General features: G+C 57.5%; 13 protein-coding genes. 7 read left to right on the top strand and 6 right to left on the bottom strand.

Annotated elements, in window-relative coordinates; genetic code table 11:
* The first annotated feature begins 31 nt into the window (after positions 1 to 31).
* Positions 32 to 1552, top strand: coding sequence for an amino acid ABC transporter permease/ATP-binding protein (locus tag ACK83U_RS20610; RefSeq protein WP_112611525.1), 1521 nt, complete (start codon positions 32 to 34; stop codon positions 1550 to 1552).
* A 69-nt stretch (positions 1553 to 1621) separates the two neighbouring features.
* Positions 1622 to 2749: an NAD(P)/FAD-dependent oxidoreductase gene (locus tag ACK83U_RS20615; protein WP_112611527.1), complete on the top strand. Its 1128-nt coding sequence runs from the start codon at positions 1622 to 1624 to the stop codon at positions 2747 to 2749.
* A 183-nt stretch (positions 2750 to 2932) separates the two neighbouring features.
* Here the strand turns inward: ACK83U_RS20615 and ACK83U_RS20620 are convergent, their stop codons facing one another.
* Positions 2933 to 3328, bottom strand: coding sequence for a TylF/MycF/NovP-related O-methyltransferase (locus tag ACK83U_RS20620; RefSeq protein ID WP_412474984.1), 396 nt, complete (start codon positions 3326 to 3328; stop codon positions 2933 to 2935).
* On the opposite strand from ACK83U_RS20620, the gene ACK83U_RS20625 reads away from it, so the two are divergent.
* From ACK83U_RS20625 to ACK83U_RS20645, 5 genes are all read left to right on the top strand, one after another.
* Entirely contained in the window at positions 3254 to 3433 is a 180-nt protein-coding gene (locus ACK83U_RS20625) for a hypothetical protein (RefSeq protein WP_412475043.1), read from the top strand. The two genes, ACK83U_RS20620 and ACK83U_RS20625, sit on opposite strands and share 75 nt — an antisense overlap.
* Before the next feature lie 1013 nt (positions 3434 to 4446).
* The gene (locus tag ACK83U_RS20630; RefSeq protein ID WP_112611531.1) at positions 4447 to 6195 is read left to right on the top strand and encodes a type I secretion system permease/ATPase; all 1749 of its coding nucleotides are present in this window, start codon (positions 4447 to 4449) and stop codon (positions 6193 to 6195) included.
* Entirely contained in the window at positions 6192 to 7502 is a 1311-nt protein-coding gene (locus ACK83U_RS20635) for an HlyD family type I secretion periplasmic adaptor subunit (RefSeq protein WP_112611533.1), read from the top strand. Before ACK83U_RS20630 ends, ACK83U_RS20635 begins: the two co-directional genes overlap by 4 nt.
* 154 nt (positions 7503 to 7656) lie before the next feature.
* A complete protein-coding gene (locus tag ACK83U_RS20640; protein WP_112611535.1) occupies positions 7657 to 8949 on the top strand; it encodes a calcium-binding protein in 1293 nt (430 codons plus the stop codon).
* A gap of 187 nt (positions 8950 to 9136) precedes the next feature.
* Positions 9137 to 10711 carry a carbohydrate-binding domain-containing protein gene (locus ACK83U_RS20645; RefSeq protein ID WP_412474985.1) on the top strand — a complete coding sequence of 525 codons (1575 nt, stop codon included), beginning with the start codon at positions 9137 to 9139 and terminating at the stop codon, positions 10709 to 10711.
* Between the two features lie 162 nt (positions 10712 to 10873).
* Here the strand turns inward: ACK83U_RS20645 and ACK83U_RS20650 are convergent, their stop codons facing one another.
* From ACK83U_RS20650 to ACK83U_RS20670, 5 genes are read right to left on the bottom strand one after another with little or no spacing between them, the layout of a single operon-like run.
* Entirely contained in the window at positions 10874 to 13219 is a 2346-nt protein-coding gene (locus ACK83U_RS20650; RefSeq protein ID WP_112608333.1) for a glycoside hydrolase family 3 C-terminal domain-containing protein, read from the bottom strand.
* Between the two features lie 51 nt (positions 13220 to 13270).
* Positions 13271 to 13750: a MarR family transcriptional regulator gene (locus ACK83U_RS20655; RefSeq protein ID WP_112415698.1), complete on the bottom strand. Its 480-nt coding sequence runs from the start codon at positions 13748 to 13750 to the stop codon at positions 13271 to 13273.
* Between the two features lie 52 nt (positions 13751 to 13802).
* On the bottom strand, positions 13803 to 14399 hold the full coding sequence (locus ACK83U_RS20660; RefSeq protein WP_112608335.1) for a cysteine hydrolase family protein: 597 nt from the start codon (positions 14397 to 14399) through the stop codon (positions 13803 to 13805).
* 2 nt (positions 14400 to 14401) lie between these two features.
* Positions 14402 to 15451: an ATP-binding cassette domain-containing protein gene (locus ACK83U_RS20665; RefSeq protein ID WP_112608337.1), complete on the bottom strand. Its 1050-nt coding sequence runs from the start codon at positions 15449 to 15451 to the stop codon at positions 14402 to 14404.
* Entirely contained in the window at positions 15438 to 16217 is a 780-nt protein-coding gene (locus ACK83U_RS20670; protein ID WP_112608339.1) for an ABC transporter permease, read from the bottom strand. Before ACK83U_RS20670 ends, ACK83U_RS20665 begins: the two co-directional genes overlap by 14 nt.
* Between the last annotated feature and the right edge of the window lie 7 nt (positions 16218 to 16224).

Here is a 16224-nt window from a genome sequence, read left to right on the forward strand (position 1 = left end):
GACCTGCCTCGCGAATTTCATGGGGAATTGAATGGATTGGCTTGAAAACCTCCGTCGCAGCTTTCTTGACTGGAATGCGATGGCCGAAGTCCTGCCGAGCATGATCACGGTCGGACTGAAGAACACACTTATCCTGGCGGCAGCCTCCACTGTGCTCGGCGTTGTGATCGGCATGGTGCTGGCCGTGATGGGTATCTCGCAGTCGCGCTGGCTGCGTTTGCCGGCGCGCATCTACACCGATATATTTCGCGGCCTGCCGGCGATCGTGACGATCCTGATCATCGGCCAGGGCTTTGCCCGCATCGGCCGCGAGATCTTCGGTCCGTCGCCCTTTCCGCTGGGGATCATCGCACTCAGCCTGATCGCCGGCGCCTATATCGGCGAGATCTTCCGATCCGGCATTCAAAGCGTCGAACGTGGGCAGATGGAGGCCTGCCGTGCGCTTAGCATGAGCTACGGGCAGGGGATGCGGCTGATTATTATCCCTCAAGGCGTACGGCGCGTCCTGCCGGCCCTCGTCAACCAGTTCATCGGCAACGTCAAGGATTCGAGCCTTGTCTACTTTCTAGGATTGCTGGCTTCGGAGCGCGAGATTTTTCGCGTCGGCCAGGACCAGGCCGTCGTCACCGGCAATCTCTCACCCTTGTTGCTGGCAGGCGTCTTCTATCTCGTCATCACCGTTCCACTGACGCACCTAGTCAACTATATCGATGCACGCCTGCGTCTTGGGCGGCAGGGCCGCAGTTCCGGTGCGACAAGCGGTCTTGTCGAGGTCGGCGAACTCGAGGCGGCTTCGAATGTTCAGGCTTCCGGCGCCTTGCGCTTCAAGGGAGGGGCTGTTCAAATCCGCGATCTCAGCATGTCCTACGGCGACCTCGAAGTGCTGAAGGGCATTGATCTCGACATAGCAAAGGGCACCGTAACCTGCATTATCGGCCCGTCGGGTTCGGGCAAGTCGACGCTGCTCAGATGCATCAACCGCTTGGTGGAGCCAAAACGCGGCGATATCCAGCTCGATGGCGAAAGCATTCTGTCGATGAAGCCGGAAAGCCTGCGCCGCCGCGTCGGCATGGTCTTTCAGCACTTCAATCTCTTTCCGGATCACACGGCGCTTGAAAACGTCATGCTGTCGCTGACGAAGATCAAGAAGATGCCAAGAAACGAGGCTCGCCGGATCGCCGAAAGCCGCCTCGCCGAGGTCGGGCTCGCCGGACGCAAGGACCATCGGCCCGCCGGCCTTTCCGGCGGCCAGCAGCAGCGCGTCGCCATCGCCCGGGCTCTCGCCATGGATCCGGAAGTCATCCTTTTCGACGAAGTTACGAGCGCACTTGACCCCGAACTGGTGAAGGGCGTTCTCGATTTGATGGCCAATCTCGGACGCCAGGGGATGACCATGGCGGTCGTCACCCACGAAATGGGATTTGCCCGCAGAGTGGCCGACCAGGTCGTCTTCATGGATGAAGGCCGCGTCGTCGAAGCCGGCACGCCGCAACAGATTTTCGACAATCCGCAAAGCGAACGCCTGAAGCGCTTCCTCGCTGAGGTTCTCTGACAAACAGGGTCGGCGAGACTTCCGACGGCCTTTCGATTGCAACATTCACGTCTGATAAGGTTTCTAAGCATGAATATTCCCACTCGCCCTTCGAAAGTCGTTGTCGTCGGCGGCGGTATCTTCGGAGTTTCCACGGCCGTTCATCTGGCTCGGCTTGGCGTTCAAACAACGCTGATCAATGACGGTCCTTTGGCAAATGGCGCATCCGGCCGCTCGCTCGCCTGGCTCAATTCCGCAAGGCGTCGGTCAGACGCCTATCATCGGCTGCGCCTGGCTGGGATCGACCGTTATCGCACACTTTCCACCAAATATCCGGATGCGGCCTGGCTGCGCTTCGATGGTGGTCTCACCTGGGATGCTGATGATGCCGGCAACGACATTGCCGCTGTTTTCGAGTATGAGCGTGACCTGGCCTATCACGCGCTGTTGCTGACGCCCGATCAGATCGCCAAGGCGACGCCTGGCGTCGATGCCGGCTCTGTGACCAGACAGGGAGCGATCTTCAATCCCGGGGAGGGTTGGGTCGACCTGCCATCGCTGATCGGTGTTCTTGCCGAGGAGTTCCGGTCAATGGGCGGCGAAGTCGTCACCGATGCCGGCCGGGCAACGGTGAATGTGCGGAATGGCCGCGCTACGGGCGTTACGACAGCGAACGGTGCCGATTGGGCCGCGGATGCCGTGCTGCTGGCGGCTGGTGGTGAAGTGCCGGCGATCGTTGCGAAGGCAGGCCAGCATATCGGTGATGACACCCCAATTGCGCTTCTCGTTCGCACAAAGCCGATCAAGCACCCGCTGAAGGCGGTCCTCAACACGCCGCGCGTCGCCATCCGCCCCACACCCGACGGCGCCTTTGCGCTGGATTCGGCCTGGTCGGAGGAAGAGGTGATCAAAAATGTCGACGGTAGCTACGAAATCAAGCCCTCAACGCTCGAAGGCTTGCTACTTGAAGCCTCCAAGGTGCTGGAAGGGAATCCGAAGCTCGAAATCGGTGACTACGGCGTCGGCCTCAAACCTATTCCGGGCGATGGCGAGCCGGTATTCGGCGAATTGCAGGCGATCCCGGGGTACTTCGTCGCTTTCAGCCATAGCGGTGCTACTCTCGGCTTGATCGCGGGCGAGTTGCTTGCCGACGAGATCGCTACCGGCAAACGGCATCCGCTTCTGGCTTCCTTCCGGCCGGAACGCTTTGCGAGGTAGTGCGATCGGAAAGTGCCGGATCTTCCGATCCTCGCCATTGCAGGAACAGGGCGAGGATCACACCCTCAGAAACATGTCGGATATAGGCGGACGCCCCACGCACGGAATAGATGGAACAATCGTAAAGGTCAGTGATTTACCGTGCGAAGATCACGTCATGTTGATCGCGAAAGACGCCGCCATTCAATGCTTGCGGAAAAAGGCATGCGTGAATGCCGCTGAATAGATGTAGGACATCTGTTCGGGCTTGTCGCACAGGAAATCGTCACAGGCCTTTTTTACACCGGGAAGATAGTTCCATCCGTCCGGATTGATCTCGGTGTCGCAATAGTCATCAACAAGACAAATCCCACCTTTCGAAAGCCGCGGATAAACATTTTCCAGGCTGATCATGATCGAGTCGTAGAGATCTCCGTCCAGATAGGCGAAGCTTATCTTTTTTGGCAGCCCATCGGCCAACGTATCCTTGAACCAGCCTTTGTGAATTATCGGGAGGCGTAATCCATGCAATTTGAAATTGTGAACCAGAACCTCTTCCGAGGTCGCGAGATCGCCCTCCCTGTAGGAAGCGCCATCCACATCGCTCGCCGGTGGAAGGCCTTCGAAACTATCGAAAACATGAAGCTGCTTGAAGATCCGAAATCGCTGATCACCTTTGCGATCAGCACGGAGGACTGGCCCTGATTGCAGCCAACCTCCACCAGGTCTCCCTCCACGTCATAGGCGATTGTCTGGGAGACCAGATGGAACATGTTCATTCTCTGCTCGACATTGGTGGAAACACCTGAATGCACAGCAGAAAATTTCATGCCTGTTATCCGGTATAAGGCTGCATCGACAAAAGAAGCGGTTCGCGATTCGATGCCGAAGCGCCTTGTTATGAGATTAAGCGCTCGATCGGCATGAGATGATCTCCGTAAACCCCAATCGAAATTTCTTGTGATAAAGAAATTGTCCACGTTAATCCTCCCAATGTTCTCCCGTGATGACAATATCATCATGACATTATACTTTCTATGTTCAGTTGGCAGCGAGAATTGCAAATTTGAATTCTGCTCCCACAGGCGTTGCGAGCCCGTAAGATCTCTAAGTGCGTAGTGGCTGTTAAGCCGGAGGGATCCGTGGCCTCGCTCTATCCAAGGAAACCATAGTGGGGAGGAATGGATGATCGCCATCACGAGAAGAGTGAATCTGCGACACCTGCCGGAAGTAAGTTCGCATCGGCAAAGCTGGGCGGCTAGTCCAGAGGCTGTTCTATTCACTATGGCTTGCGATCATAAGCTGACATTCCGTTCTCGGCCTCCGGCACTCCATCGAGATCAAGCCGATGTATGCTATCGAAAAATTTGAGATGAAGAACTTTCTTAAAGTCGGGTTCGACAGTTCGATCCCCATAAAGAGCTTAGATCATCTTCCGAACGCGTTTGCCTGCAGCGGAACACCACCATGTCAGCCACTGTTTGATAGACTTGTGCACCAGAGTCGCGGCCACTTTTCATCTCAAAAGTGTCGCTTCCAGTAGGCGTGGCGAGTCGTGCGCCGAGTTGTGTTACACTTCAGATCGACTTCGAAGTTGTATATATAAATAAGAATTGGATATTTTGCTGTATTTGTGAATAGATATACATGTAGTTTCGTAATAATAATCAATTTCGATATTTATCCTCGGGCGGCGATAAATGAAGGACTGAAGCTACATGGCTCTTCCGTCGAAAAAATTGCCTCGAACATTTCTGATGGCGGTACTGACGTCCCTTCGAAAGGCGTTCTTCAGCATCGCGATTACGAGTGCCGTGATCAGCGTACTGGCCCTGACAGGTTCCTTTTTTATGCTTCAGGTCTACGACCGGGTCATTCCCGGCCACAGCCTTTCGACACTGGTCGGTATTGCGATCATCGCTGCAACCCTTTTCGTGTTTCACGGCGCTCTTGAGCTGCTGCGTTCGATGCTTCTGGCGCACGTTGGCGTGGCGCTGGACGAGCGGATGAACGGTAAGGTCTTTGCCTCGCTGGTGCTTCAACCACAAGTAATGCCGGCGGCAGGCGATGGAATGCAGTCGGTTCGCGATCTGGACAGAGTTCGATCTTTTCTCTCCAGCACCGGTCCGATCGCCCTGTTCGACCTGCCATGGATACCGCTTTATCTCGGATTGTGCTTTCTTTTCCACTTCTGGATCGGGCTGACCGCGACCTGCGGTGCCATCGTCCTCATCGTTCTGACCGTTCTTGCCGAGATCTTGTCGCAACGTCCGGCAGCCGAGGCGGCCAAACAGTCGGCAGCGCGCCTTGCTTTTGCTGAAGGTGCACGACGAAACTGGGAAGCGGTTGTCGCAATGGGTTTCGTCGGTCGGATGGCGGAGCGATGGGCCGATCTGAACGGCGCCTATCTCGAAAATCAACTTGCCGCCGCCAACGTAACCGGAATCCTGACGACCACCTCCCGCATCCTTCGCATGATGCTTCAGTCTGCCGTGCTTGCGGTCGGCGCAATCCTCGTCATCCGGCAGGAAGCGACGGGTGGCATCATGATCGCAAGCTCGATCCTGGTTAGCCGGGCGCTCGCACCGGTGGAGCTTGCTATCGGCCAATGGAAGGCATTCGTTGCCGCCCGACAAAGCTGGTTGCGCCTTGTCAAACTGCTTGAAATCCTGCCTGCTGGAGAGCGGAGCATCAGCTTGCCGGCACCCAGATCAAAATTGACGGTGGACGGTCTGAGCCTCGCCTCCCCGGGAAGCCGTGAACTCATCCTTCGTAACATCTCGTTTGACATATCGGCCGGGACCATATTGGGGGTCATTGGTCCCAGCGCCTCGGGAAAGTCGTCCCTTGCGCGCGCGGTCACCGGCCTCTGGCCGACGACGATCGGCGCGGTACGCCTTGATCGCGCCGCTCTCGCGCAATGGGATCCCTCGGAACTTGGGCGCCACATCGGCTATCTTCCACAGGATGTCAGCCTCTTCGATGGTTCGATTGCCGAGAACATCGCCCGCTTTGAAAAGCAGCCTTCATCGAAATTGGTTGTCGCTGCTGCAAAGTCTGCCGGCGTCTATGACATGATCGTGGAGTTGCCGCAGGGCTTCGATACGATGATCGGGGAGGGCGGCTCCCGGCTTTCCGCTGGGCAGCGGCAGCGCATTGCGCTTGCGCGAGCGCTCTATGGCGATCCGTTTTTGGTGGTGCTGGATGAACCCAATTCCAATCTCGATGCAGAAGGCGATGCGGCTCTGACCCAAGCTCTCCTCGGCGTTGGTGCGCGGGGCGGCATCGCAATGGTCATCGCCCACCGGCCGAGCGCTTTGGTGGCGGCCGACATGTTGATGGTCATCGCCGCGGGACGGCTGCAGGCGTTTGGACCTAAGGACATGGTCCTCGGAAAGCCGGTGAAGCAACCAATCAAACAGAGTGCAGTCCGCCTGATGGTCGCCGGCGAGGACGCCGGGTCATGAGTACAGAAAAGCCGTCACCCAGCGAGCGTTCGATACGCCGGCTTTCCGTTGCGGCGTTTGGGACGATCGTCCTGCTCGTCGGCGTGATAGGTGGCCTTGCTGCGACCACCGAGATCTCGGGTGCGGTCATTGCCCCCGGAACGCTTGCGGTCGACAGCTATGTAAAATCAGTTCAGCATCTCAAAGGGGGAGTTGTCGGCGACATTCAAGTCAAAAACGGTGATCGTGTCGATGCTGGGCAGCTTTTGATCCATCTCGACGATACGCAAACGAACGCCAATCTCGCGATCATACGAAAACGATTGGATGAACTGTCCGCGAGAACGGCGCGGCTGGTAGCGGAGCGCGACGGCGCGCCAGCGATCGCCTTTTCGGCGGAACTGCTTTCGCGGGCCGACGAAGACGAAGTCTCGCGCACGATCGCCGGCGAGACGCGTCTGTTCGAAGATCGATTGGCATCCAGGCAAAGCCGCAAATCACAGCTGAGCGAGCGTATCCAGCAACTGAGCCAGGAGGTGGAGGGTCTGGTTGCGCAAGAGAATGGCAAGCGCAGGGAGATCGATCTGATCGCCAAGGAGCTTTCCAGCCTTCAAGGGCTGTTCGATAAGGGCATCATCCCTGCGGCGAAGGTCTATGCGCTACAGCGCGAAAGTGCCAGCTTGACCGGAGAACTCGGTAATCTCGTTTCAAGCATCGCACAGGCGAAAGGCAAGATGACCGAGACGGAGCTGCAAATCACGCAAGTTGACGACGATCACAGCGCCGAGGTTTCGGAGCAACTGCGTCAAACGCAGAGCGACACCGGGCAATTCATGGAGCGACTGGTCGCCGCAAAGGATGATCTGAAGCGGATCGACATAAGAGCACCACAGGCCGGTATCATCGATCATCTGAGCGTGCATGCGGCGGGTGCCGTGATATCGCCCGGAGAAACCATTATGCAGATTGTGCCGGATCGGGATGCGCTTGTCGCCGAGCTTAAACTGTCGCCGCAGGATATCGACCAGGTGACCGTCGGGCAGCCGGTCATGCTCAGGTTTTCAGCGTTCAATCAGCGGGATACGCCTCAACTGAACGCGCAAATCACCAAGATCTCGGCCGAGCCGACTACTGACCAGCATTCCAGTGCAACTTATTACGTCCTTCGCGCTAGCATATCGAAGGAAGAGTGGGGTCGGCTCGGGAAGTTGACGCCCGTCTCCGGGATGCCGGTCGAGGCCTTCTTGCAGACCGGCGAAAGAACAGTATTGACCTATCTAACGAAGCCGATGGCAGATCAGATGGCGCGAGCCTTTCGCGAAGAATAGCGCTGCGCTCTCCTATTTCGCTTCGCTTAGTTCGCTGCAGCTAAAAAACCTAGTCTGCAGGATCAATAGGATAGGGGGCGAGCTTGATTTGACCCTTGATTTCAGGGGGGTTCGGTCGCAAGGTGAAATTTCATTTAAGCTTGGAGGGGTCGCGATGGTTAAAGTAATTCCCATAACAACGGCGAATTTAACCGATCATCAAATCGGCTCGGACGATATATTGATAGCGCCGGATTCGACGAACATCCTTTACGGGGATGCCGGAGGCAGCCTGTTGGATCACTCCACGGGCGGCAACGATAATCTGACCATACATGGCTCGGGCAGCTTTTATGGCGATGCCGTTAGAAACATCGCTGATCACGCGATCGGTGGCGACGATTTTCTGTTCGTCCAGATAACCGGATCAAGCAGTACTACGACCAATTTGTATGGGGACGCGGGAGGAAGCCTCTCTGACGGTGCTAAAGGCGGCAACGACGTTTTCAGCGTAGCTCCAAGCCCAACCAACATCACGGTCGCCATGTATGGTGACGCCGGAAAGGATATGTCAGGGCACGCAGCGGGAGGCAACGATACGTTTCAGCTTTCTGCGTTTCAGAACACTTTCACAATCTATGGCGACGCTGGCGGCAACATGAAGGATCATGCTGTCGGCGGCAACGACACAGTCACGGACGGTAGCTCCGAGGGCTTCGTTACGTTCTACGGCGATGCGGGCAAGAACATGTCCGGCCATGCGCATGGCGGCAATGATGTTCTTAGTACAGGCCTCGAAGACAGCGTAACGTTTTACGGCGATGCTGGTGGTGATCTCCGCGATCATGCCATCGGCGGCAACGATACAATGAACGTTGCTTCCGTCGGGGCCGTTCTGGCCTATGGCGATGCGAATAGCATGTCGGATAATGCCCGTGGTGGCGATGACAGTCTTATTGTTAAGGCGCAACAAACCGCGAATGATATACTCATAGGCGATGCGCAAACGATGTCGGGCCATGCACATGGAGGCGACGACGTGCTGAACGTCTCTGCGGTTCGTCACACGGACGGGCCTATTACTCTGATTGGCGACGCGGTGAAGATGTCCGGTAATTCCCATGGCGGCAACGACACCCTGATCAGCGGCAACGGCAACGAGGACATGTGGGGTGATGCACAGGTAATGGTCGGCCACGCCGAAGGTGGAAATGATACGTTTATATTCAAGCCCAGTAACGGCAGTGACAAAATCGAGGATTTTGGTCAAGGCGCTTGCGGCCCAGGATCGAATTGGGGAGTCGACCATATCGACGTCTCGGCACTGGGAATCAAAGACTTCAGTCAGCTTAATATTATCTCAGCGTTCGATCCAGTTACGCACGACACCACGATTGCATTCGGTACGGGTGGTGTGGTCGTGCACAGTCAGCATGCGCTGCTGGCGCATGACTTTCTGTTTGCATAAGCAGCGGAGTGAAGGCCCTTTGGGGATGAGCCGAGAGGCAGCAGCGTCAATTTGACGAGGGTGCCATCGGACAGCGGGATATAGTACCCCCCTGTATTGTCGCGTATTTGCATTTTGTTGGCATTGCATGTTGGCGGTCCACGCAATGGCGAAAACCGGAGCGGACCAATTTGTCGTGGAGGTAGAGATGTCTACGATCGATCTTACCCAATACCAACTGACGTTTGACGACGAGTTCAACACACGCAGCATTTCTCAGACTGGTAACGGCACGACTTGGGCCGATATCCGTCCGCAATGGCGCTATGACGCCAATTCCGATATCGGCTTTGGTCATTCTTCATTCGTTGACCCTTCGTCGGGTTACGATCCTTTCGAGGTGAACAACGGTGTGTTGACGATTACGGCCGTGCCCGACCGCACCGCATCCGGCTTCCCCGGCAGCTGGGAGTCCGGCCTGATCACGACGCAAGGGCATTTTTCGCAAACATATGGCTACTTCGAGATGCGGGCTGATTTCTCGAACCTTCCGGGAGCATGGGCCGCATTCTGGCTTCTACCGGACCATATGATAGCCGATCCCAATAATGCCGGGCACTGGCAGGAACTTGATGTCGTCGAAAACTATGGAAGTTTCGAGAAGGGCATATATAGCGGTATTCACACAACCGACGCCGCGCCGAATCTTAACTGGCAACAAAATTTGCAGGTCTATAGCGAGCTCGCTCAGCCATCCGGTTTTCATACATATGGATTGGATTGGAATGCCGATACCCTAGGCTTCTACGTCGATGGTCAGCTTATGGGAACGAAGGCCACACCCAGTGATATGCATGGGCCAATGTATCTCTTGGCCGATCTGGCCACGCAGGACGATCCCAATAACAATGCGGATGTTACCAAAGCGCCGATTTCAGAGCAGATCGATTATATCCGCGTGTATTCTCACCTTCCCGCTACCACTCCGCCGCCTCCGGTAACCGTTCCTCCGCCAGCGAGCGACGGGACCACGATCGGTACCGGAGCCGACAAACTCGTTTTGTTGATCAGCGAGGATGCCTATCTTGGCGACGCCCAGTACAGGGTTACCGTCGACGGAATACAAATCGGTGATATACAAACGGCGCACTCTCCTCACGGCTCTGGCCAGTCAGATCACTTGGTGGTGCAGGGTGATTGGGACCAAGGTGTCCATGACGTGAGCGTGACGTTCCTGAACGACGCGTGGGGCGGGACACCCACCACCGACCGAAATCTGTATTTGGATGGTGCTACCTACAACGGCACGGATGTCTCCGGCGCGCAGCATGCTTTGATGGGTGTCAGTGCATTCCACTTCAATATAGTTTCTGACCCTCCCGCTACCACCCCGCCGCCTCCGGTAACCGTTCCTCCGCCAGCGAGCGGCGGGACCACGATCGGTACCGGAGCCGACAAACTCGTTTTGTTGATCAGCGAGGATGCCTATCTTGGCGACGCCCAGTACAGGGTTACCGTCGACGGAAAGCAAATCGGTGATATACAGACGGCGCACTTTCTTCACGGCTCTGGCCAGTCAGATCACTTGGTGGTGCAGGGTGATTGTGACAAAGGTGTCCATGACGCGAGCGTGACGTTCCTGAACGACGCGTGGGGCGGGACACCCACCACCGACCGAAATCTGTATTTGGATGGTGCTACCTACAACGGCGCGGATGTCTCCGGCGCGCAACATGCTTTGATGGGTGTCAGCGCGTTCCACTTTAACTTCTTCGATGTCTGAGGCCGGTGGTGATCACTGTTGGTGCATTCAGATCATTGGCGCCATGCACCGTTTTTGAACGGGCTCTGTTGCAAATATTCCAGATGACTGAAGAAAACTAGCTTAATCCGCCGTCACGTGGGCTGACCCTCAAGGTCTGGGTGAGTAAAGCTACAGCTTCCGTCAAGGCGCTCGATTCAGGGTGTCAAAGAGCGCTGTGATGTCAGCTTCGTTGATTGCGTCACCGACATACCAGCTCAAGGTATCGTAGAAGCCCAGGAAAGAGCCGTTGAGCTTTTCGAGGATGGCCATCGCTTCATCGCCGGAGATGCGGAGCTTCCTCGCCAGCAATTCTCTCAACGCAGGTATCGCCCGTTCATTCGCGAATACTAGCGCTGGCGGCGAAAGCGCGGAAAGGGCTGCCGGAGGGAAGCGCTCGGAACGGCAAGCGAGTCGGTTTTGGAGGCGGATATCGCGCGAGGAAGCCGCCGCCTCGATGATGAAAGCTTCTGCATCGAGCACCCATGCACCGCGCGCGGTATCGAAATATTGGAAATCCCGAGCGGAAAGCGCCAGGGTCACGACCTTGGCTTCGCCCGGTTGAAGCTCGACCTTGGTAAACGCCTTGAGTTCCCGGATCGGCCGCCGGAGGCCGGGCTTTACCGGACGGACGTAGAGTTGGACGATTTCCTTGCCAGCCACTTCGCCGATGTTGCAGATGGTGACGCTCACCCTGCAGTCCATCGACGGGCCGATTTCCTGCCTGTCGAGTGCCATGCTCTCGTAAGAAAAACGCGTGTAGCTTAGGCCATGACCGAAGGGGAACAGGGGCGTCACTGCCTTGAGGTCATAGAAGCGATAGCCGACGAAAATTCCTTCGCTGTAGACATGCCGGCTGTTCTCACCGGGATAGGTGTGCCAACCGGGAATGTCCTCGATGCGGATGGGCATCGTCGTCGTCAGTTTTCCGCAAGGGTTCTGTTCGCCGAACAGAATGCGGGCAATCGCGTCGCCGCCGCCCTGGCCAGGATAAAAGCAGGCCAGCACGGCCTGCGTGGCAGCCAGCCACGGCATTTCGACCGCATCCGGTGTCGTTAGAACGACGATTACTTTCCGGCCGGCCTCAGTGAGCGAGCGGATCAGGCTGTCGTGGCCGGCCGCCAGTTTCAAGGTGTCGCGATCATTGCCTTCGCCGTTGCGCGACTTCTCGTTCTCGGTGAAGATGATGACTGCGTCCGCTGTCGTCGCAGCATCTAGAACGGCTTGTGTTTCACTCTCCGTCGGAATACCTTGCGCTGTCGGGAAAGGCACATGACGTACCTTCAGATGTTCTCCCGCACGCGCTGCGATCCGTTCCAACGGGCTGTCGACGCGATAAGGATTGGTCGTCGCCGACCCCGATCCCTGGATCGTCGGGACCACCGCGCCATCGCCAACCACGAGTAACTCGCCGGTAGCGGCCGCATCGAGCGGCAGTGTCTGCTGTTCGTTGCGCAGCAGCACGATCGACTCAGCTGCGATCTGTTGGGCGAGGGCGTGATGGCGGTCCAGATCGACAGGGGCTGCGGGCAGCCTCTCGGCCTGACAGCGGCGGACGAGGCCGATAACCCGTTCACAAGCCCGATCGAGTATGTCGTCGGCGACTTTGCCATCTTCGATAGCCGACAGAAGCCGTGCCTTGCGAGGTTTGCTTTCCGGCATGTCGAGGTCCGTACCGGCTTTAAGCGATGCGGGCCGATCCTTGATCGCGTGCCAATCAGACAGGATAAGCCCGTCATATCCCCATTCATCCCTCAGGATGTGTTTCAGCAACCAGTGGCTTTCCGCCGATTGAACGCCGTTCACCGGATTATAGGCGCTCATCACGGTCCAGGGCGGGCTCTTCAGGATCGCCCGCTCGAAGCCTACGAGATAGATCTCCCGCAGAGCCCGTTCATCCACATCGGAACTTGTCGTTGTCCGATCGATTTCCGAGTTGTTGCAGGCAAAATGCTTCAGCGAGGCACCGATACCGTTGTCCTGCAGGCCGGAAATCAGAGCGCCGGCAAGATCGCCGTTGATGACCGGATCCTCCGAGTAGTATTCATAGGCGCGGCCGGCGAGCGGCGTCCTTCGTGTGTTGATACCCGGTCCGAGCAGGAGATGAATTCCCAGGCTGCGGCATTCGAGGGCAAGCGCTTCGCCCATGCGATACAGCAGGTCCACATCCCAGGAACAGCCGACGAGATTGCCGTTCGGAAAGCAGGTGGCCGGTCGCGTCGTGCCGAACATGCCGCCTTTATCGTCGGCCTGTTGGTTAATCAGGTCGAGGAATGCGGCGAGACTTTCTTCATCGCCGGTGCCGGCATCTATCTGGGTTGTCGAGTAGCGCACGCCGTAGGTGCCATCCGTCATCAGAATCGAGTCGATCCCCAGCCTTTCGATTGCGGCTGTTCTCCAGAGGCCTTGGCCACTGACGAGAGCGACTTTCTCATTCGTGGTCATGGAGGTGACTAGCGCTCTGATTTCCCCATCGTCCGCTCCGGGCATGGTGTGTCTTCCTCCGTCTGAGTGAATGGGCGCGGACCGCGTGTGATGCCGTCAACAGATCTTCTGGAGCAGTTCCATCAGCATCATGCGCTCGGCAGCTGTCAGCGGCCCCAGGGTCTCTTGCGAAATCTCCAGCGCAATGGAGAGATTACGCTCTACAGTGGCCTCGCCTTCGTCGGTCAGTGTCAAGACCAGGCGTCGTGCATCTGCGGGGTCGGGCGCGGTGTGCACCAGGCCACGCTTCACGAGGCGGTCGACGACCCCCTTGATGGTCGCCATGTCCATTGCGGTTTCGCGACCGAGATTACCTTGCGAGCAGGGCTGCAGATCCTTGAGCTTGACGAGCGCCGCCCATTGGGTGGTCGTCAGCTTCTCGGAGATCAGGCTGGCGAAGATCGAGACGTGGCGTTGGTTCGCCTGGCGCAGGAAGAAGCCGATCTGCTCGCCCAGTGCGTATTGGGTGTGGTTCGGTTTCGCTGCCATATCTGCACCCTTCGCTCCCCGGGCCTTGTCCTTGAGTGGAATATCCATCTTGTCTCTCAGCCGGGCTTGCTGCCGCCGAATCGGGCAATCCAAATCAACGTCATACAGTCCACAAACCCAGAATGGCTTCAGTTGTCAAAATTTCAATCTGCTCCGAAAACCTCGGTGCCAGACGCGTCAGTACCATCTCATGTGCCATCATGTCGCCGCTCGCCAGAGCGTCGCTGGCGAGGACCACCCTGTAGCCGAGATCGATCGCGTCCAATGCGCTCGCATACACGCAGACATCAGTCTCGACACCGGTGAACACAAGCGTATCGACGCCTTCGCTATCAAGACGATCGATAAAGCCGGGCGCTCCGAAGATCGAAAAGGTTTCCTTGTCGACGATTGACCCCAGCTGCGCGAGCGCAGCCAGCGGTGCAACGAGATCCAGCATCACCGGATCGAGTTCGTCCAGAGTTACCGTTTTCCAGCGCTCATAATAGGCTTGCCATCGGCCTTTCGCCTCCTCGGGACGTTGCGCGACGATGAAGCGGGCAAAGACCGTCCTTTCAGGCCTGGCCTCGGCAAGCCGCTGCACATTCGGCATGATGCCTGCGAGGGCTGGCGTAAACCAGGGCGTTTCCTCGGCGAAGAGCCGTTGCATGTCGATGACGACATGCAACGTGTTATGAGACAACGGTGCCCTCGTCATTGTCAATCCACAACGCAGACGGTGTGTTCCGGCGACCAGTTCAGCGTCACGCTGTCACCTTCCTTGAGGACGGTGCCGTCTCGGTTCTGAACGAAGAGTTTTAGTGGCAGACCGTCTTTGGTCTCCAGGAGATAGGAGAGCACCGGTCCAGCGTAGATGACCGTGGTAATCCGCGCCGTGAGGCTGTTGCCTTCGGCATTCCCCGCCAAGATCGACATCTTCTCCGGGCGCACTGCGAGCGTGACCTTGGTCCCATTGCCGGGCAGGGAGCTTGCGCTGCGCACCGTCGTGCCGTCGGAAAGCCGCACCGCACCGTTCTCGACGGTGCCGACAAGGAAGTTGGAATCACCCAAAAACTCCGCGGCGAAACGCGTCAGAGGTTTCTCGTAGACAGTCTCGGGCGCGCCGATCTGAACGATGCGACCCTTGTCGAGAATGGCTACCTTGTCGGACAGCGTCAGAGCTTCTTCCTGGTCATGGGTGACGAAGATCGTCGTCAGGCCGCTCTCGCGCTGGATCCGCAGCAGTTCGACCTGCATCTCCTGCCGCAACCTACGGTCGAGCGCGGACAGCGGCTCGTCAAGCAGCAGCACGCTCGGCTTGATGACAATGGCGCGTGCCAGCGCTACACGCTGTTGCTGGCCGCCCGAAAGCTGCTTTGGCATCCGGTTGCCAAAGCCCGGCAGGCGAACCATTTCGAGAGCGCGATCGACTTCTTTGCGCGCGGCGGCACCCTTGATGCCGCGCCGCTCGAGACCGAAGGCCACGTTCTGGGCGATCGTCATGTGCGGGAACAGCGCGTAGGACTGGAACATCATGCCGATGTTGCGACCCCATACGGGTACGTTCGTGACATCCCTACTGCCGATGGTCACCACACCCTGGTTGGGCTTGATGAAGCCGGCGATGATGCGCAGGAGCGTCGTCTTGCCAGAGCCTGAAGGCCCAAGAAGGCTGGTGAACGAGCCCTCTGGGAATTCGGTGGTGATATCGGCCAGAACCGGCGTGGTACCGTAGGTCTTGGCGACGGAATTGACGTTAACGTTTGTCACGGGTGTCTCCGGGCTTGGCGAAGCGCGCGAAAATCAGGATCACGGTCATCGAGCCGAGCAGAAGTACGGTCGATATGGCGTTGATTTCAGGGGTGAAGCCCTTGCGGATCGAGGAGTAGATCTGAACCGGCAGCGTGGTGAAGCCGGGCGTTGCGAGAAAATAGGAAATCACGAACTGGTCGAGCGAGACCGCGAAGGCAAACAAGGCGGCGCCCAGGATGCTGGGGTAAAGCAGCGGCAGGGTGACGGAGAAGAACGCATGAACGGGGGTGGACCCCAGGCTCATGGCTGCCTCTTCGAGATCGGCCCGGATTGTCTGGAAGCCGGTTCCCACCACCAGGACCACATAAGGGATGGCAAGGGCAACGTGACCGATGATAATCGCGTGCATGCCGCGGCCGATACCGGTCCAGTAGAAGAAGATCAGCATCGCCGTGCCGGTGATCAGCCATGGAATGGCGATCGGCGGCAGCAGCATGATCTGCAGGAAGCTCTTGCCACGAAACGTGCTGCGCGACAGGGCAACAGATGCCATGGTGCCAAGCGTGGTTGCGACAACCGCCGTAATGATGGCGATGATGATGCTGTTCATGCCAGCAGTGAGCAGGATGCTGTTGTTCCAGAGCGCCTCGTACCAGCGGGTCGAGAAGCTGAACGGCAGTTCGTAGAGAGGCGAGGCGTTAAAGCCCATCGCCATCATCACGAGGATCGGCGTGTAGAGGAAGACCAGTACGACGATCAGATAGAAACGACCAAGCGATCTCATTCGGTGT

It is taken from the genome of Rhizobium sp. WW22 (assembly GCF_047041135.1).
In the GTDB taxonomy this organism is placed as follows: Bacteria; Pseudomonadota; Alphaproteobacteria; order Rhizobiales; family Rhizobiaceae; genus Rhizobium.

Coding starts and splice junctions, on each gene's coding strand:
- ACK83U_RS20670 (WP_112608339.1), bottom strand. CDS start 16,217: ATGAGATCGCTTGGTCGTTTCTATCTGATCGTCGTACTGGTCTTCCTC.
- ACK83U_RS20615 (WP_112611527.1), top strand. CDS start 1,622: ATGAATATTCCCACTCGCCCTTCGAAAGTCGTTGTCGTCGGCGGCGGT.
- ACK83U_RS20630 (WP_112611531.1), top strand. CDS start 4,447: ATGGCTCTTCCGTCGAAAAAATTGCCTCGAACATTTCTGATGGCGGTA.
- ACK83U_RS20645 (WP_412474985.1), top strand. CDS start 9,137: ATGTCTACGATCGATCTTACCCAATACCAACTGACGTTTGACGACGAG.
- ACK83U_RS20625 (WP_412475043.1), top strand. CDS start 3,254: ATGCAATTTGAAATTGTGAACCAGAACCTCTTCCGAGGTCGCGAGATC.
- ACK83U_RS20610 (WP_112611525.1), top strand. CDS start 32: ATGGATTGGCTTGAAAACCTCCGTCGCAGCTTTCTTGACTGGAATGCG.
- ACK83U_RS20660 (WP_112608335.1), bottom strand. CDS start 14,399: ATGACGAGGGCACCGTTGTCTCATAACACGTTGCATGTCGTCATCGAC.
- ACK83U_RS20635 (WP_112611533.1), top strand. CDS start 6,192: ATGAGTACAGAAAAGCCGTCACCCAGCGAGCGTTCGATACGCCGGCTT.
- ACK83U_RS20650 (WP_112608333.1), bottom strand. CDS start 13,219: ATGCCCGGAGCGGACGATGGGGAAATCAGAGCGCTAGTCACCTCCATG.
- ACK83U_RS20655 (WP_112415698.1), bottom strand. CDS start 13,750: ATGGATATTCCACTCAAGGACAAGGCCCGGGGAGCGAAGGGTGCAGAT.
- ACK83U_RS20640 (WP_112611535.1), top strand. CDS start 7,657: ATGGTTAAAGTAATTCCCATAACAACGGCGAATTTAACCGATCATCAA.